Annotated in this window: 14 protein-coding genes; 5 read left to right on the top strand and 9 right to left on the bottom strand. The window is 70.8% G+C overall.

The genetic code is table 11. The features are described 5' to 3' along the window. Positions 1 to 26 precede the first annotated feature (26 nt). From OO70_RS21620 to OO70_RS21585, 9 genes are all read right to left on the bottom strand, one after another. A complete protein-coding gene (locus tag OO70_RS21620; RefSeq protein ID WP_043673716.1) occupies positions 27 to 1,625 on the bottom strand; it encodes an acyl-CoA carboxylase subunit beta in 1,599 nt (532 codons plus the stop codon). After that, positions 1,622 to 3,367: an acyclic terpene utilization AtuA family protein gene (locus OO70_RS21615; protein WP_051741480.1), complete on the bottom strand. Its 1,746-nt coding sequence runs from the start codon at positions 3,365 to 3,367 to the stop codon at positions 1,622 to 1,624. Before OO70_RS21615 ends, OO70_RS21620 begins: the two co-directional genes overlap by 4 nt. Next, on the bottom strand, positions 3,364 to 4,164 hold the full coding sequence (locus OO70_RS21610; protein WP_043673709.1) for a TIGR03084 family metal-binding protein: 801 nt from the start codon (positions 4,162 to 4,164) through the stop codon (positions 3,364 to 3,366). Before OO70_RS21610 ends, OO70_RS21615 begins: the two co-directional genes overlap by 4 nt. A 95-nt stretch (positions 4,165 to 4,259) precedes the next feature. Next, positions 4,260 to 5,186, bottom strand: a complete 927-nt coding sequence (locus OO70_RS21605) for an EamA family transporter (RefSeq protein ID WP_043673701.1) — start codon at positions 5,184 to 5,186, stop codon at positions 4,260 to 4,262. Between the two features lie 129 nt (positions 5,187 to 5,315). Further along, positions 5,316 to 7,388, bottom strand: a complete 2,073-nt coding sequence (locus OO70_RS21600; protein ID WP_043673696.1) for an ABC transporter ATP-binding protein — start codon at positions 7,386 to 7,388, stop codon at positions 5,316 to 5,318. Positions 7,389 to 7,492: 104 nt separating this feature from the next. Continuing rightward, positions 7,493 to 7,624: a hypothetical protein gene (locus OO70_RS56665; RefSeq protein ID WP_019072556.1), complete on the bottom strand. Its 132-nt coding sequence runs from the start codon at positions 7,622 to 7,624 to the stop codon at positions 7,493 to 7,495. A 258-nt stretch (positions 7,625 to 7,882) separates the two neighbouring features. Further along, the gene (locus OO70_RS21595) at positions 7,883 to 9,010 is read right to left on the bottom strand and encodes a lipid II:glycine glycyltransferase FemX (RefSeq protein WP_043673692.1); all 1,128 of its coding nucleotides are present in this window, start codon (positions 9,008 to 9,010) and stop codon (positions 7,883 to 7,885) included. A 53-nt stretch (positions 9,011 to 9,063) separates the two neighbouring features. After that, positions 9,064 to 9,825: a metallophosphoesterase family protein gene (locus OO70_RS21590; RefSeq protein WP_043673689.1), complete on the bottom strand. Its 762-nt coding sequence runs from the start codon at positions 9,823 to 9,825 to the stop codon at positions 9,064 to 9,066. Continuing rightward, positions 9,822 to 12,803, bottom strand: coding sequence for an FAD-binding and (Fe-S)-binding domain-containing protein (locus OO70_RS21585; RefSeq protein ID WP_407702816.1), 2,982 nt, complete (start codon positions 12,801 to 12,803; stop codon positions 9,822 to 9,824). The genes OO70_RS21590 and OO70_RS21585 overlap by 4 nt, the downstream gene beginning before the upstream one ends. A 200-nt stretch (positions 12,804 to 13,003) precedes the next feature. Between OO70_RS21585 and OO70_RS21580 the strand changes: the two genes are divergently transcribed. The 5 genes from OO70_RS21580 to OO70_RS21560 are packed head-to-tail and all read left to right on the top strand — an operon-like array spanning position 13,004 to position 17,276. Next, complete coding sequence (locus tag OO70_RS21580) at positions 13,004 to 14,710, top strand: sensor histidine kinase (RefSeq protein ID WP_043673687.1); 1,707 nt, start codon at positions 13,004 to 13,006, stop codon at positions 14,708 to 14,710. After that, positions 14,707 to 15,111, top strand: a complete 405-nt coding sequence (locus OO70_RS21575) for a roadblock/LC7 domain-containing protein (RefSeq protein ID WP_019057294.1) — start codon at positions 14,707 to 14,709, stop codon at positions 15,109 to 15,111. Before OO70_RS21580 ends, OO70_RS21575 begins: the two co-directional genes overlap by 4 nt. Beyond that, positions 15,111 to 15,455, top strand: a complete 345-nt coding sequence (locus OO70_RS21570) for a DUF742 domain-containing protein (protein ID WP_043673681.1) — start codon at positions 15,111 to 15,113, stop codon at positions 15,453 to 15,455. The genes OO70_RS21575 and OO70_RS21570 overlap by 1 nt, the downstream gene beginning before the upstream one ends. Continuing rightward, positions 15,436 to 16,074 (top strand): GTP-binding protein, encoded by a 639-nt coding sequence (locus OO70_RS21565; protein ID WP_078651493.1) that lies wholly within the window; start codon positions 15,436 to 15,438, stop codon positions 16,072 to 16,074. Before OO70_RS21570 ends, OO70_RS21565 begins: the two co-directional genes overlap by 20 nt. After that, positions 16,071 to 17,276, top strand: coding sequence for a cytochrome P450 (locus OO70_RS21560; RefSeq protein WP_043673675.1), 1,206 nt, complete (start codon positions 16,071 to 16,073; stop codon positions 17,274 to 17,276). The genes OO70_RS21565 and OO70_RS21560 overlap by 4 nt, the downstream gene beginning before the upstream one ends. Positions 17,277 to 17,286 lie beyond the last annotated feature (10 nt).

Genomic DNA, 17,286 nt, shown 5'->3' with positions numbered 1-17,286 from the left:
GTGGTCCCTCATGTCGGTCATGGGCCTCACATCCGGAAGACGCCGAAGCCACCGCGCGCGCCCTCGAAGGGCGCCGTGTGGATGGCGGACAGGCACAGGCCGAGGACGGTGCGGGTGTCGCGCGGGTCGATGACACCGTCGTCGTACAGCCGCCCCGACAGGAACATCGGCAGGGACTCGGACTCGATCTGCTGCTCCACCATGGCGCGCAGCGCCGCGTCCGCGTCCTCGTCGTACGGCTGCCCCTTGGCGACCGCCGACTGCCGGGCGACGATCGACAGGACGCCGGCGAGCTGCTGGGGGCCCATGACGGCGGACTTGGCGCTGGGCCAGGCGAAGAGGAAACGGGGGTCGTACGCGCGGCCGCACATGCCGTAGTGGCCGGCGCCGTACGAGGCGCCCATGAGTACGGACAGGTGCGGTACGCGGCTGTTGCTGACGGCGTTGATCATCATCGCGCCGTGCTTGATGATGCCGCCCTGCTCGTACTCCCTGCCGACCATGTAGCCGGTGGTGTTGTGCAGGAAAAGGAGCGGGATATCGCGCTGGTTCGCCAACTGGATGAACTGGGCGGCCTTTTGGGACTCCTGGCTGAACAACACGCCCTGCGCGTTGGCGAGTACGCCGACGGGATAGCCGTGCAGGGTGGCCCAACCCGTCACGAGGCTCGTGCCGTACAGCGGCTTGAACTCGTCGAAGTCGGAGGCGTCGACGAGGCGGGCGACTACCTCGCGTGGGTCGAAGGGGGTTTTGAGGTCCCCCGGGACGATGCCGAGGAGTTCGTCCTCGTCGTACTTGGGAGGCGCGGCCGGTCCCGGATCGCCGTACGCCTTGCGGTGGTTGAGGCGGGCGACGACGCGGCGCGCCTGGCGCAGCGCGTCCTGCTCGTCTACGGCGAAGTGGTCCGCGAGGCCCGACACGCGCGCGTGCATCTCAGCACCGCCGAGCGACTCGTCGTCGCTCTCCTCGCCGGTCGCCATCTTCACGAGCGGCGGCCCGCCGAGGAACACCTTCGCGCGCTCCTTGACCATGATCACGTGGTCGGACATGCCGGGGATGTAGGCGCCGCCGGCGGTCGAGTTCCCGAAGACGACGGCGATGGTGGGGATGCCGGCGGCCGAAAGGCGGGTCAGGTCGCGGAAGATGGCGCCGCCGGGGATGAAGATCTCCTTCTGGGAAGGGAGATCGGCGCCTCCGGACTCGACGAGGCTGATGCAGGGGAGCCGGTTGGCGAGGGCGATGTCGTTCGCTCGCAGGGCCTTCTTCAGCGACCAGGGATTGCTCGCGCCCCCACGCACAGTGGGGTCGTTGGCGGTGATCAGGCACTCGACGCCCTCGACGACACCGATGCCGGTGACGAGCGAGGCGCCGACCGCGTACTCACTCCCCCAGGCGGCGAGCGGCGACAGTTCGAGGAAGGGCGTGTCGGGGTCGAGGAGCAGCTCGATGCGCTCGCGGGCCAGCAACTTGCCGCGCTTGCGGTGCCGTTCGACATACTTCGGCCCGCCACCCGCAAGGGCTTTGGCGTGCTCGGCGTCGAGTTCGTCGAGCTTGGCGAGCATGGCGGTGCGGTTGGCCGTGTAGTCGGGGCCGTGGGTGTCCAGGGCGGACGGAAGGACGGTCACAGGAGGGCCTCCGGGATGTCCAGTCGACGGGAACGCAGCCACTCGCCCAGGGCCTTGGCCTGCGGATCGAAACGGTGCTGGGCGGCGACGCCCTCGCCGAGAATCCCCTCGACGACGAAGTTGAGGGCGCGGAGGTGCGGCAGCACGTGCCGAGTGACCGTCAACTCAGCGGCTTCCGGGAGGAGTTCCCGGAACCTTTCGACGGTCAGCGCATGGGCGAGCCAGCGCCACGTCTCATCCGTACGCGCCCACACCCCCACGTTGGCGTTCCCTCCCTTGTCACCGCTACGGGCCCCGGCGACCAGACCAAGGGCCGCCCGCGCCGTGGGCCCTGCCGGGAGAGGCTCGGGGAGGGCCGGCTGCGGAACGTCTTCCAGTACGAGGGTGTCGTGGGCCGGGGCCACAGCAACCCGCCTCCCGTCGTGGAGGACGGCCACATGGTCGACGGCACTGTGGGGGACATACACATCTTCGAAGACGCCATAGGGCGCTCCCTTTCCAGGTGGGGTCAGCACATGGAAGCCGGGGTAACTGGCAAGCGCGAGCTCGACGGCAGCCGCGCTCAACGCCCGCCCGACGGTCTCCTGATCGGGATCCCGCACGACGAGCCGCAGCAGTGCGCTGGCGGTCTCCTCGGTGGAGGCGTCCGCATGGTCGGTACGGGCGAGATCCCAACGGAGTTCACCGGGCCGCGACTTGGCGTTCCCCTCGCCGAACGCGGCCTCCATCTGCTCCCGGACGAGAGCGGCCTTGCGTTCGATGTCGAGCCCGGTGAGCACGAAGGTGACCTCGTTGCGGAAGCCGCCCAGCCGGTTGAGGCCGACCTTGAGGGAGGGCGGCGGGGCCTCGCCGCGCACCCCCTCGATCCGCACCCGGTCGGGCCCGTCCCCGCCGAGCCGCACGGTGTCGAGGCGGGCAGTGACATCGGGACCGGCGTACCGGGCACCGTGCGTCTCGTAGAGGATCTGCGCGGTGACGGTACCGACGTCCACGACCCCACCCGTGCCAGGGTGTTTGGTGATGACGCAGGAACCGTCCTCGTGAATCTCGGCGAGCGGAAACCCGGGCCGGAGGAGCCTTTCGGGCGGGTGCTCGGTGAAGAAGGCGTAGTTGCCGCCGGTGGCCTGGGTACCGCACTCCAGCACATGTCCGGCGACCACGGCACCCGCGAGCCGGTCGTAGTCGCCGGCCCCCCATCCGAAGTGGGCGACCGCGGGGCCGGTGACCAGGGCGGCATCGGTGACGCGCCCGGTGACCACGACATCGGCCCCCGCGTCGAGACAGGCGGCGATACCGAAGCCGCCGAGATAGGCGTGCGCGGCGAGGGCATCCGGATACCGGGCGGCGAGATCGTCTCCCTCCACGTGCGCTACGCGCACAGGGACCCCGAGGCGATCCGCCAACTTCCTTACGGCGTCGGCGAGTCCGGCCGGATTGAGCCCCCCGGCGTTGGTGACGATCCGCACCCCGCGGTCATGGGCGAGGCCGAGGCACTCCTCCAACTGCTTCAGGAAGGTACGCGCGTATCCGGCGCCGGGGTCCTTCAGCCGGTCCCGCCCGAGGATGAGCATGGTCAGCTCGGCGAGGTAGTCACCGGTGAGGACGTCCAGTTCACCGCCGGTGAGCATCTCGCGCAGGGCGTCGAAGCGGTCGCCGTAGAAGCCGGAGGCGTTGCCTATGCGGAGGGGGGCGGGGCGGGGTGCGGGAGGGGTCGTGGGAGGTGATTCGCTCCGGGGACTCACTGGCCGGCCTCCGTCGGCTTCGGTGGGCGGCCGGTACCGGGTGGGCCCGCGAAGGCCTGGGCGATGTCCAGCCACTGCCCCGCATCGGGGCCCACGGCCTCCACTGCGAGGTCGGTGCGGTGGGCACGCTGAGTGACAAGGAGGCAGAAGTCGAGAGCAGGGCCAGTGACTTTTTGGAGGGCACCTTCGGGGCCGTAGGCCCACAACTCACCGGAGGGAGCGACGAGTTCGACGCGGAACTCCTCGCTCGGCGGGGTGAGCCCATGCACACCGAAGGCGAAGTCACGCGCCCGCACACCGATGCGTACCACATGCCGGAGCCGGTCCGTGGGTGAGCGGACCACACCGAGCGCATCGGCGACATCCTGACCATGGGCCCAGGTCTCCATAAGACGACCGGTGGCCATGGAGGCGGCGGACATGGGTGGCCCGTACCAGGGGAACCGGGTTCCTGTGGGTGCGGAGTACAGGGCGTCCAACAGGGCTGCCCGCCCGGCCCGCCAGTCGGCAAGGAGCTGTGTGGGCGGTTTCGCGGCCCCTTGCTCCGCCCCCTCGTCCACGAACGAGTCGGGAGCGGCGAGCGCCTTCTCGACCAGCGCACCGAACGCGTCCTCGTCCGTCACGGCGAGCAGCGCCGAGTGATCGGTCCAGGCCAGGTGGGCGATCTGGTGGGCGACGGTCCACCGGGCGGCGGGGGTCGCGAACGCCCAGCCCTCCGGGCTCAACTCGGCTACCAGCCGGTCGAGTTCCTCGCTTTCCTCACGCAGGTCGTCGAACACGTGCGTCGGATCGGACATGGGGGGAGCATGGCAGGGGCGCGAGAAACAAGCAAGCGTGCTTGCATTATTCACATCCGGACGGGTCGCTGTGCAGCGAGTGGCCCGACGACCGCCTACGCGTTCGCTTTGCCCCGCCCCACCTGCGTCCGCACCGCCCCCATGCTCGCCACGATGACCAGCCCGATGGCCATGGCCTCGGGGACGGACAGGGCCTGGTGGAGGATCAGGAAGCCCGCTGTTGCCGCCACGGCGGGTTCGAGGCTCATCAGGATGGCGAAGGTGGAGGCGGGGAGGCGGCGCAGGGCGAGGAGTTCAAGGGTGTAGGGGAGGACCGAGGAGAGGATCGCCACCCCTGAGCCGAGGGCGATTGTCGTGGGGTTCAGGAGTCTCGTGCCCGATTCCGCGATGCCGAGCGGCAGGAACACCACCGCCGCCACGACCATCGCCAGGGCCAGGCCGTCGGCCTGGGGGAATCGGCGGCCTGTGCGGGCGCTGAAGATGATGTAGGTCGCCCACATGGCGCCGGCGCCCAGCGCGAAGGCCACTCCTATGGGGTCCAGGCTGCTGAAGCCTCCGCCGCCGAGGAGGAAGACGCCTGCCAGGGCGAGCCCCGCCCACACCGCGTTCACCGCGCGCCGGGATGTCAGGACCGAGAGGGCGAGCGGGCCCAGTACCTCCAGCGTCACCGCCGTACCCAGAGGGATACGGGCCAGCGACTGGTAGAAGAGCCCGTTCATCGCGGCCATCGTGATACCGAAGATGACGACCGTGCCCCAGTCCGTGCGGGAGTGGCCGCGCAGGCTCGGGCGGCAGATCACGAGCAGGACCACCGCCGCCACCAGCAGGCGGAGCGTCACCACACCCAGCGCGCCCACCTGCGGCATGAGCGTCACCGCCAGCGCGCCGCCGAACTGCACCGAGATGCCCCCGGCCAGCACCAGGCCCACCGGCCCGAGCGAGCCGATGCGGCGCGGGGCGGTGGCCTGAGGGGTCACGGGGGTGGTGGTCGACGTACTGGTCGACGTACTGGGGATGCTCACGGCGCTTCCAGGGGCTCAGCTCGGATTCGTCCATCACGGTGCACTTCTCGGTCCATGGTAATGGACTTCGACAGGTGTGCGAACCCTTTATGCAGCTGTCATTCAGGTGCCCTGGAAGCGATCAGTGGTTCAGATGCCGCTCCAGGGGACCTCGTCCCGGAACAGGGGGCGACCGTCGGGGAGGGTGGTGGGCATCGGGCCGAAGAGGGGATCGGCGTACTCCACGTACTGCGAGTACTCGGGCTCTGGGTGCGGGGGCTGGTACGGCTGTGGTGCCCAGCTCTCCGTGAAGACCGGCTGCGGGGAGTACCCGGAGTAGCTCGAGTAGCCGTAGGCGACCGCCGGCTCGGGCGCGGGCGCACCCACCGGCAGTCCCGCCTCCGCGAACATCGGCAACCGCAGTTCCCCGGTGTCCATCACCGCGTTGTTCTGCGAGCGGTGCAGTCGCGAGTAGGCGCCGCCCTGCGCCATCAGCTCCTCGTGCCGGCCCGTCTCCACGATCCGGCCCCGGTCGACGACCAGGATGCGGTCGGCGTCGGGGGCGAGGTTGAGGTCGTGGGTGATCATGATGGTCGTACGGCCCGCCATCAGTCGTCGTAGCGGCTTCACGACCCGGCGGGCGGCCATCGAGTCCAGTCCGGTGGTCGGCTCGTCGAGGACCAGGACCGGCGCGTCGCGCAGGATCGCGCGGGCGATCGCGAGGCGCTGGAGCTGACCGCCGGACAGGCGGGCCGAGTTGGGGTCGACCCTCGTGTCGTAGCCGTCGGGGAGGCGGAGGATGAACTCGTGGGCGTCGGCCGCGATCGCCGCGTCCACGATCGCCTGCTCGCTCGCGCCTGGGCGGCCGCAGGCGATGTTCGCGCGGACGGTGTCGTGCAGGACGAGGGTCTCCTGGGGGAGCAGGGTCACGTACTCGCGCAGCCGGGCGAGGGGGAGGTCTCGCAGCGGTACGCCGTCGAGGAGGACTTCGCCCGCGTCGGGGTCGTAGAAGCGGAGGAGCATTTTGGAGACCGTGGACTTGCCGGCGCCGCTGGGGCCGGTGACGATCACGAGTTCACCGGGGTTGACGGTGAAGGAGAGTTTCTCCAGGGCGACTTGGTCGGCGCCGGGGTAGCTGAAGGAGACGTCGCGGAGTTCGACCGTGCCGTCGGGGCGGCCGGTCTCCGTGTCGCGGGCGGGGTCGGCGACGGAGGGGCGTACGTCGAGGATCTCGATGAGGCGCTCGGCGCCCGCGGTGGCGGCGGTGATGGTCAGGCCGAGTTGGGCGAGGCCGCGGACGGGCGGGTAGAGATAGCCCAAGAAGGCGGAGAACGCGAGGAGTTGACCGAGGGTCATGCGGCCGGTGGAGATCTCCCAGGCGCCGATGCCGATGACGGCGAGCACGCACACCGTCTCGATGACGGACACGAGTTGCTCGTACGCCTCGTTGAGCCGCGTCGAGCAGACCGAGGCGCGGAACCAGGCGCTCGCCTCTTCGTTCAGCCGGCGGCGTTCCGCGTCGCGGCGGCCGTACGCCTGGGTGAGCACGATGTTGCCGAGGGACTCCTCGACGACGGAGGTGATCGCGCCGTCGGCGACCCGGCCCTCGCGCGAGACGTCCTTGATGGAGCCGGAGAAGCGGCGGGCCGCGAGCCAGAAGAGGGGGGCGAGGACGAAGGTCGCCGCGGCCAGGTCCCAGCGCAGCCAGAACGCGGCGGCGGCGTAGAAGAGGGCGGAGAAGATCGCGGAGGCGGTGCCGACGACGCCGGACACGACGAGGGTCTCGATCGCCTCCACGTCGCTGGTCAGACGGGACAACAGGTCGCCCTGGCGGTGCCGTTGGAAGAAGTGCGGCGGCAACTGCTGTACGTGGTCGAAGACATGCTCGCGCAGTCTCATCACGAAACGTTCGGTGGCCCACGCGGCAAGGGAGTTGCCGGCGTACGCGACGACCGCGCCGACGAGCGCCACGCCCAGCCATTTGACGGCGGGGCTCCAGAACGCGCTCAGCGAGCCCTTCGCCAGGGCGCGGTCGGTGAGGTCGCTGAAGAGAAGGATCGACTCGGTCTCGGCGAGCGCGGCGATGACCGTGCACACCCAGACGAGGACCAGCCAGCGTCTGAGGCCCTGGGTGAGCGGCCAGAAGCGACGGAAAGCCGTACGGGCGGGAATGGTGGGAGTTTCGTCGTCCTCGTATTCGAGGTCTTCCTCGTCCGTAGCCATTTCCACAATACGCTCGCTTTCCGTCATCAGAATTCCTTGGACTTTCGAATTCGGGAAAGAAAAGAGGGCCGACTGCGTGGGTCGGCCCTCCCTCTACTGCCGGTTCAGCTGTCCTGGCCGGGCAGCGGCTTCGGCAGGGGCTTCGGCTCGTGCTTCTTGCGGGGCTTCGGGGGCGGCGGGGGCGGAAGCTGCTGCTTCTTGGGCTTGGGCAGCGGGGCGAGCTTGTTGAGGCCCATTCCGAACTCCTAGGTTGTGCAGTGGAATTTGTGCGTCAAAGTCGAGCGTTTTACCGCCCGGGGAATTCCCGACACCCAGAAACTTACACGCCCCTGTAGCCAAGTCGCAGCAAAGTCGTCGAGCGAACGGCAAACATGAGCTGTGAATACCTTTGTGAATCCTGAGTTACGGCGGCGAACCTGAGAGTTCTCTGATAAACCTGAGAGCAGCCTTAACGAACCTGTGCTTCCGCCCTCAAACAAGAGCCCCGGGAGCCCTCAGCGGCGCGCCATGTAGAGGTCCAGCGCCTTGTGCAGCAGCCGGTTGAGGGGGAAGTCCCACTCCCCCAGGTACTCGACGGCCTCTCCACCCGTGCCGGCCTTGAAACGCAGCAGCCCCAGCAGGTGGTTCGACTCCTCAAGGGTGTCCGTGATGCCCCTGAAGTCGTATACGGCGGCGCCGAGTTGGTGGGCGTCGGCCATCATGCGCCACTGCATCGCGTTGTTGGGCTGCACCTCGCGGCGGCGGCTGGTGGAGGCGCCGTAGGAGTACCAGACGTGCCGGCCGACGGTCAGCATCGTGGCCGCGGCGAGGATGTCGCCGTCGTGGTGGGCGAGGTAGAGGCGCATGCGGTCGGGGTGTTCGGCGGTGAGGGCGGTCCACATGCGCTGGAAGTAGGGCAGCGGGCGCGGGATGAAGCGGTCGCGTTCGGCGGTCTCGGCGTAGAGCTCGTAGAAGGCGGGGAGTTCGTCGTAGCCGCCCTGGACCACCTTCACCCCGGCCTTCTCGGCCTTCTTGATGTTGCGGCGCCACTGCTGGTTGAGGCCGGCGTGGATGTCCTCCAACGACCGCCCTGCGAACGGCACTTGGAACACGTACCGCGGCTGCCCGGCCGCGAACCCGTCCTCTCCCCCGGGCTCCGTCTGCTGCCAGCCCGCGCGGCGCAGGCGGTCGGCGATCTCGTAGGCGCGCGGTTCGTACGAGGTCGGCTCCGCGTCCCGCAGGCGGCGTGCGTCCGGGTCGGCGATCGCGGCCTTCACCGCGTCCGCGCTCCAGCGGCGTACGACGACGGGCGGGCCCATCTTCACCGTGAACGCGCCCTGCGACTTGAGGTGGGCGAGCATCGGGTCGAGCCAGCGGTCGAGGTCAGCGGCGTGCCAGTCGATGACCGGCCCCTCGGGCAGATACGCGAGGTACTTCTTGAGTTTGGGCACGGGCCGGTACAACACCAGCCCCACCCCGGCCAGTTGGCCGCCCGTCTCCTCGAACCACCCCAGGCTCTCCGCCCGCCAGTCGGGCTTCACCTCGCCCCACGAGGGGACCTGCATATGGCTGGCGGAGGGGCGGGCCGCGACGAACGCGAGGTGTTCCTCGCGGGTGATGGGGCGGACGCGGAGGTTCGTCATACGTGGGGCTCCCTGGCTGGTCGAGACCGCGGTCGAACAGCCAGCCTAGGCAGTCACCCCCGCCCGTCCCGGGGTCCGAACACCTCCATCGCCTCCGTGTCCGACGCCCGCGCGTTGAGGAAGTAGTCGGCCCACTCGGCGATCTCCGGGTAGCCGGACTCGCGGGTGAGGCGCGCGATAGCCGCCGGGATGTCGTACGGCGTCACGCGCAGGTCCGTGCCGGGGCCGAGCAGGCACCAGTGGGCGCCGGGGCGGCCGTACGGCATGCCGACGCTGCCCGGGTTGACGATCAGACGGCCGTGGGCGAGGCGGACGTACGGCATGTGGGTGTGGCCGCAGACGACTGTGCGGATGTCGTCGTCGAGGCCGGCCAGGACCTCCGTCCAGCGGGCGGGGCGGGAGTCGACGAGGACGACCTCCTCGTCGTCGCGGGGTGTGGCGTGGCAGAAGAGGACCCTGCCGTGGCCTCGGACGGGGAGTGTCAGGGTCTTGGGGAGGCCGGCCAGGAAGTCGATCTGGTCGGCGCGGAGGGCCGTTGCCGCGTAGGGAGCGATCGGGTCGGGGATGTCGTCGCGCTTGCCCCTGCGGTACTCGACCAGTTCGCGGTCCGCGTTGCCCGCGATCCACAGCACGTGGTCGCCCTGCTCGCGCAACAGGTCGACCACTTCCGCCGGTTGGGGGCCGGCCGTGATGTCGCCGGTGAGGACGACGCGGTCGGCGGCGGCCACCTCCGGTTCGGCGAGGACCGCTTCCAGGGCGGGGAGCACTCCGTGGATGTCGGAGAGGACGGCGACTCGGGCCAGTTCGTAGGTCACTTGTCGTCCGCCTCCAACGCCTCCGCCAATACCTCCGCCAGATGCCGCCCCCGTACCCCCGCCAACTGCTCCAGCTGCGTACGGCACGAGAATCCGTCCGCCAGGATCACCGCGTCCTGCGACGCCTCCCGTACCGACGGCAGCAGTTGTTCCTCCGCACAGGCCGCCGACACCTCGTAGTGGCCCTTCTCGAAGCCGAAGTTGCCTGCCAATCCGCAGCAGCCGCCGGAGAGTTCACCGGTGAGGCCGGTCGCCTCGCGCAGGCGGCGGTCGGGGGTGTCGCCGAGGACGGCGTGCTGGTGGCAGTGGGTCTGGCCGACGGTGGGGCGGTCGATGCGGGGCGGGGTCCAGCCGGGGGCGGCGAGGCGCTCCAGGGCCTCCGCGAAGGTGAGGACCCTCGCGGCGAGGCGGGCCGCGCGGGGGTCGTCGGGGAGGAGTTCGGGGAGGTCGGTGCGGAGGGCTGCCGCACAGCTCGGCTCCAGGACGACGAAGTACGCGGGGATCTCGTCCAGTTCGGGCAGGTCGGGGCTCAGGAACACGTCCAGCACGTCGAGCGTGTCGCGCAACACCGCGCGGGCGCGGTCGAGTTGGCCGGTGGACACGTAGGTCAGGCCGCAGCAGACCCGGACTCGGCGGGCCTTCCAGGGGCTGAAGGTGTACGACGTGCCCTCGCCGTCCTCGTCCGGCAGCTCCTTCACGCCCATGGTCTTCGTCGGCATGGGCACCACGAAGAGCCCGGCCGCCTCCAGCACCCGCACGGCCGCCACGCCCACCGACGGTGAGAGGTGTTCCGTGAACGTGTCCGGCCAGATCATGACGGCACCGCCCCGGGGACGCTCGGGTTGCCGGCCCGCTCGGAACTCGGCGCGCATCCCCCGCATCCTCGCCCTGAACCATCGCTTCGACCACCGGGTGAACGTCACCCTCGCCACCCGGGGAATCCTCCGCTCGGGCGCGATCCCGCCCAGCCGCTTGGCCATCCACGCCAACGGGCCCGCGGAAGCAAGGGAGTTGACCAGCCACGCCGTACGCGTCCGCTCCACCAGCCGTAGCCAGCGCGGCAGCCAGCCCATCGCGTAGTGCGCGGCGGGCCGTCGCCGTCCCTCGTAGTGGTGGTGCAGGAACTCCGCCTTGTACGTGGCCATGTCGACCTCGACCGGGCAGTCCGTGCGGCAGCCCTTGCAGGACAGGCACAGGTCGAGCGCGTCGCGTACCTCCGTCGACTTCCAGCCGTCGGTGACCAGTTCACCGGCGAGCATCTCGTGCAGCAGCCGGGCCCGCCCGCGGGTGGAGTGCCGCTCCTCGCCGGTCACCCGGAACGACGGGCACATCACAGAGGGCCCGGAAGCCTCTGTCGTACGACACTTGGCGACCCCCACGCACCGCCGTACCGCCGCCGAGAAGTCGCCGCCGTCGGACGGGTAGCCGAAGGCCACGTCCACCGGCTCGCGGGGCAGGACGGCGAAGCGGAGGTTCGTGTCGAGCGGGGCGGGGCGCACCAGGATGCCCGGGTTGAGGAGGTCGTCCGGGTCCCAGACGGCCTTCGTGCGCTCGAAGAGGGTCACCATCTCGTCGCCGTACATCTTCGGCAGCAGTTCGGCGCGGGCCTGGCCGTCGCCGTGTTCGCCGGAGAGCGAGCCGCCGTGGGCGACGACCAGTTCGGCGAGGTCCTCCGAGAAGCTCCGGAAGCGGGCGACACCCGGCTCCGTCAGCAGGTCGAAGTCGATGCGGACGTGGATGCAGCCGTCCCCGAAGTGGCCGTACGGCGTGCCGCGCAGGCCATGCGTTCCGAGCAGGCCTCTGAAGTCCCGCAGGTACGCGCCCAGTTGAGCCGGCGGCACTGCGCAGTCCTCCCAGCCGGGCCAGGCCTCGGAGCCGTCCGGCATTCTGGTCGCCGTACCGCTGGCGTCCTCGCGGATGCGCCACAACGCCCGTTGGCTCGCCGCCTCCGTCACCACCAGGGAGTCGAGGACGTCGGCCGCGCGGACGATGGTCTCCGCACGCGCGCGTGCCTCCGCCTCCGTGTCGCCGCCGGTCTCCACGAACAACCAGGCACCACCCCGGGGCAGGTCCGCCGTGGAGCGGACCAGATCGGCCGCCATCCCCTCGACGGTGAGCGGTGCGAAGGGCAGCAGGCCTGCCGCCGCCTCCGCCGCCGCGCTCTCGTCGGCGTACGCCAGCACGGCGAGGGCACGCGCGCGGGGCGCCTCGACGAGTCGTACGACCGCCTCCGTGAGGATGCCCAGGGTGCCCTCGCTGCCGCAGAAGGAGCGGGCGACGTCCGCGCCCTTCTCGGGGAGGAGGGCGTCCAGGGCGTAGCCCGAGATACGGCGGGGGAGGTCGGGGAAGCCGGTGCGCAGGCGGGCCAACTCGCCCTCCACGAGCGGCCGGAGACCCTCCGGGGCGCCCGCCCAGTCCTGGCCGAGGCGCAGCAGGTCGCCGCGCGCGGTGATCACGGACAGTTCGCGCACGCTGTCGGCCGTCGTGCCCCAGGCGACCGAGTGGGAGCCGCAGGAGTTGTTGCCGATCATGCCACCGAGGGTGCAGCGGCTGTGGGTGGAGGGGTCGGGGCCGAAGCGCAACCCGTGCGGGGCGGCGGCCTGTTGGAGGCGGTCGAGGACCAGGCCGGGCTGCACGACCGCCGTACGGGAGTCGGGGTCCAGGGACACCAGGGCGTTCATGTGGCGGGTGAAGTCGAGGACCACGCCGGTGCCGGTCGCCTGGCCGGCGATCGAGGTGCCGCCGCCGCGGGCCACGACCGGCACCCCGTGCGAGCGGCAGGCCGCGAGCGTCGCCGCCACGTCGTCGGCGTCACGGGGTGCGACGACACCCAGCGGGACGCGCCGGTAGTTGGACGCGTCCATGGTCATCAGCGCCCGGGACGTGACGTCGAAGCCGACCTCGCCCCGGACGGTCCGCCGCAGCTCTGCCTGGACGTCCGCCAGTCCCGCCTGAAGATCCACCTGAAGATCGGCCATGTCCCCCAGCATGAAGGGATTCTGTAAACGCATCCAGAACCTCCCCAGTTCGATCACTAACTCTCATATAGTGACCGTCAGTTGAGCACCCGGTGTCGCTTCTCGCCCAGGAACCCGACGAGCACCCCCCGAGGACACGACCGAGGACGACTGAGGACCCCGACCAAAGACGCCCGAGGACCCGACCGAGGACCCCCTTCATGACCGCCCCCATACTTGCCGGCGAACGCCCCACCTTCCGCACCGTCGCCCCCGCCCCCATACTCACCGCCGTACTGGCCGGACTCGCGGCCGTCGGCGCTGTCTATGTGACACCCGATGCGAAGCGGCTCCCGATGGCCTGCGGTGCGGCCGCCGGCGCGCTGTTGCTGATCGCGGCGGTCGCGATCGCCGCGCACGCGTACCAGACGGTCCGTATCACCCGCCGTCGGCTGGAGGCCGTCACGCTGGACGCGGGGCGGCTGCTGCAGGAACGGGCGCGGCTGAGCACGGAGTTCGACCGGGAGCGCGTGCAGCTGACCGAGGAGCTGACCCACGAGCGGGCCCGGCTGACCTCGGAACTCTCGCAGGAACGCGCCCGGTTGATCTCCGACTTCTCGCAGGAGCGGATGCGGCTCACCACGTCCTTCGCCGAGGAGCGCACCCGCCTCACGGAGGAGAGCGAGCTGGAGCGCGCCCGACTGACCGCCGAGAACAGGCAGTTGACGGAGCGCGCCCGCCGGGACTCCTACGAGCGGGCCGCCGCGCTCTCCGCGACCGCCAACGCGGCGGGCCGTATGCAGGCGTTGGCCACCGGCATGCTCGCCGACCTGCGCGGCATGGAGGAGCGGCACTCGGACGAGGACGTCCTCGCCGACCTGCTCCACCTCGACCACCGCACCGCGCAGGCGGGCCGGCTGGCCGACTCCGTCGCCGTCCTCACCGGCGCCCGCTCCGGCCGCCGTTGGGCCCGCCCGATCGCCATGGAGTCGATCCTGCGCGGCGCGATGGGCCGGATCAGCGGCTACCAGCGGGTGCGGGTGCACTCCGCGAGCGACGCCGCCGTCGCCGGGCACGCGGCCGAGGGCGTGATGCACGCGCTGGCCGAACTCCTCGACAACGCGGCGAACTTCTCGCCGCCGAGCGCCGAGGTGCATGTGTACGTCGAGGAGGTGCCGGCCGGGGTCATCCTGTCGGTCGAGGACAGCGGTCTGGTCATGGGCGACATCCAACTGCGGCGCGCGGAACGGGCGGTGACCGGCGACTCCGCCGAACTGGGCGGCCTCACCGGCACCCGGCTGGGCCTCGCGGTCGTGGGCCGGCTGGCCCGCAAGTACGGCCTGAAGGTGTCGTACCGGCCCTCCGCGCGCGGCGGCACGGGCGTCCTGATGCTCGTACCGCAGGACATCCTGGTGCCCCAGGACGCCCCGGTGGCGGCGCAGGAGTCCCTCGCGCTCCCCGAGCCGCCGACCGCGCTCACGAAGGAGCCCGAGCCGGAGACCGAGCCGGAACCGGCGGCCGTAGCGGAGCCCTGGGTGTCGTACGCCTCCGGGCGGGCCCTCGACGACCTGGACCCGGAGCCGGTGCCCACGCACGAGTCGCCGGACCGCGGCGCCCTGCCCGAACCGGTGCTGGACGTCCCGGACACCCTGCCCGAAGGCCTGCCCAAGCGGCGCCGGGGTCAGGCGCTGGCGGAGGCCGAGCGTGCACGCGCGCGTGCCGCGTCCCCGTCCGCGGCGCCCGAGCCGAGCCGCGCGCCCTCGGCCGACGACACCCTCGCGCGGACGGCCCGCTTCAACAGCTTCCGGCAGGCCGTACGCGGCGCGGGGGCCGAACAGGCCGTGCCCGCACCGGAGTCGGAGCCCGAGCACACCGAATCAGCAGAGCCCCTCTCCCTCTCCCACCCGGAAGGCAACCCCACGTCATGACCGGCACGACCACCGCCGACGAGAAGCTCACCTGGCTCATCGAGGGCCTCCTGGAGCGCACCCCGGGCGCGCGGCACGCGCTCGTGCTGTCCCGGGACGGCCTGAAGCTGTGCCGGACGCCCGAACTCTCCGTCGACCAGGCCGACCAGCTCGCCGCGATCGCCGCCGGAATCCAGTCGCTGTCGCACGGCGCGTCGGTGGAGTTCGGCGACGGCAGCGGGGGCGTGCGCTCCGCGATGACCGAGTTCTACGGCGGGGTGCTGTTCATCGTCGAGGCGGGCGAGGGCGCGCACCTGGCCCTCGTCACCGCCGAGGACGCGGACGCGGGGCTGATCGGGCACAACATGAGCGAACTGGTGGAACAGCTCGGCGAGCACCTGCGCGCGGAACCCCGTTCGTGATGAGCCGCCCCGGCAGGGACGACTCACCCGACCGCCTCTACACGCTCACCGGAGGCCGCGCCCGCTCCGCACCGGACAGCCCGTTCGACCTGGTGACCCTCGTGGTCGCCGAGTGCGATCCGGTGACCGGGATGCAGTCGGAGCACGCGGCGATCCTGCGGATCACCGAACACCCCACGGCAGTCGTGGAGTTGGCGGCCGAACTGAAGCTCCCGGTGAGCATCACCAAGATTCTCCTCTCCGACCTTCTCGCGGCGGGCCGGGTCAGCGCCCGGCACCCGCGGGGGGCGGTTCTCGATCCCGACGTCCTGGAACAGGTGCTCGTTGGACTCCGCAACCTCTGACGCGCGCACCCCGTTGGGTGCCTCCGCCGACAACGGCCTGAAGATCGTGGTCGTGGGCGGCTTCGGCGTCGGCAAGACCACGCTGGTCCGCTCGGTCAGCGAGATACGTCCCCTCAACACCGAGGAGACGATGACGAAGGCCGGCGAGGCCGTCGACGACATCAGCGAGGTGCGCGGCAAGTCCGCGACCACGGTCGCCTTCGACTTCGGCCGCATCACGCTCGACGCCCGCAATGTGCTGTACCTGTTCGGCGCCCCCGGCCAGGAGCGGTTCTGGTTCCTCTGGGACCGCCTGTTCTCCGGCACGCTCGGCGCGGTCGTCCTCGTCGACACCCGCCGCATCGGCGACTCCTGGTACGCCATCGACCGCCTCGAACACCACGGCACCCCCTTCATCGTGGCCTGCAACGACTTCGGCGGCCCCACCTACGCCCCGCAGCAGATCCGCGAGGCCCTCGACCTCGACCCGCACGTCCCCCTCCTCGACTGCGACGCCCGCTCCCGCGCGTCCGCGAAACAGGTCCTGATCACCCTGGTCGAGCACGTCAAGAGTTCCTACGACGCCCAGGGCCCCGCCCGCCCCCAAGTCCCCGCCCCCCACCAGGAGTTGGCCCTGTGACCGCGCCCGTACCGCTGAGTGGACCCAGGTTCCAGACCGAACCGGCGCAGCTGTACCGGGAGATGAGGCGTGCGCACGGCGCCGTGACCCCGGTGGTGCTCGACGGCGACATCCCGGCCTGGCTGGTGCTCGGCTACCGCGAGCTGCATCAAGTCACCGGCGATCCGGTGCTGTTCAGCCGTGACTCGGACCTGTGGAGCCAGTGGGACCACATCCCCGACGACTGGCCGCTGCTGCCGATGATCGGCCGTAAGCAGCCGTCGATCCTCTACACGGTCGGCGAGCGCCACCGTGAGCGCGTCGGCATGATCAGCGACGCGCTGGAGGCGGTGGACCCGTCCGAACTGCGCGGCTACGCCGAGAAGTTCGCGGACGAGCTGATCGACGGGATCTGCGCCAAGGGCGAGACGGACATCGTCGGCGACTACGCGATGCTGCTGCCGGTACGGGTCCTGGCCCGGCTCTACGGCTTCCGGGACGAGCAGGGCCCGGGTCTGGTCACCGCGCTCAACGACATGATCGACGGACGTGAGCGGGCGATCGCCGGGCAGACCCATCTCGCCGAGTCCATGGGGCAGTTGCTGGCCGACCGGAAGGAGCGGCCGGCCGACGACGTCGTGTCGCGGATGCTCACGCACGCCTCCGGGTTCTCCGACGTGGAGATCGCCCAGGACCTGATGGTGATGATGGCGGCGGGCCACCAGCCGACCGCCGACTGGATCGGCAACTCGCTGCGCCTGATGCTGACCGACGACCGTTTCGCGGCCTCCCTCTTCGGCGGCCGCAACAGTGTCGCCGAGGCGATGAACGAGGTGCTGTGGGAGGACACCCCGACGCAGAACGTGGCCGGGCGCTGGGCCTCCCGCGACACCCAGCTCGGCGGACGCCGCATCCGCGCCGGCGACCTGCTGCTCCTCGGTCTCCAGGGCGCCAACTCCGACCCCCAGGTCCGCACCGACGGCTCCGCGCTGACCGGCGGCAACAACGCGCACTTCTCCTTCGGGCACGGGGAGCACCGGTGTCCGTTCCCCGCGCAGGAGGTCGCCGAGGTCGTCGCGCGGACGGGCATCGAGGTCGTACTGGACCGGCTGCCGGACATCGACCTGGCGGTACCGGCCGAGTCCCTCACACGGAGGCCCTCGCCGTGGCTGCGGGGCCTGACCGCACTGCCGGTGCGGTTCACGCCGGTCCCCGCGCTCTGAGTTCCGAGTT

The sequence above is a fragment of the Streptomyces xylophagus genome (assembly GCF_000716435.1).
GTDB classification, from domain to species: Bacteria; Actinomycetota; Actinomycetes; order Streptomycetales; family Streptomycetaceae; genus Streptomyces; species Streptomyces xylophagus.
This window is presented reverse-complemented; position numbering and strand designations above follow the sequence as displayed.

Excerpts from the sequence above, each read along its gene's own strand:
- OO70_RS21610 (WP_043673709.1), bottom strand. The coding sequence starts at position 4,164 with ATGTCCGATCCGACGCACGTGTTCGACGACCTGCGTGAGGAAAGCGAG.
- OO70_RS21600 (WP_043673696.1), bottom strand. The coding sequence starts at position 7,388 with ATGGCTACGGACGAGGAAGACCTCGAATACGAGGACGACGAAACTCCC.
- OO70_RS56665 (WP_019072556.1), bottom strand. The coding sequence starts at position 7,624 with ATGGGCCTCAACAAGCTCGCCCCGCTGCCCAAGCCCAAGAAGCAGCAG.
- OO70_RS21595 (WP_043673692.1), bottom strand. The coding sequence starts at position 9,010 with ATGACGAACCTCCGCGTCCGCCCCATCACCCGCGAGGAACACCTCGCG.
- OO70_RS21585 (WP_407702816.1), bottom strand. The coding sequence starts at position 12,803 with ATGGCCGATCTTCAGGTGGATCTTCAGGCGGGACTGGCGGACGTCCAG.
- OO70_RS21580 (WP_043673687.1), top strand. The coding sequence starts at position 13,004 with ATGACCGCCCCCATACTTGCCGGCGAACGCCCCACCTTCCGCACCGTC.
- OO70_RS21575 (WP_019057294.1), top strand. The coding sequence starts at position 14,707 with ATGACCGGCACGACCACCGCCGACGAGAAGCTCACCTGGCTCATCGAG.
- OO70_RS21570 (WP_043673681.1), top strand. The coding sequence starts at position 15,111 with ATGAGCCGCCCCGGCAGGGACGACTCACCCGACCGCCTCTACACGCTC.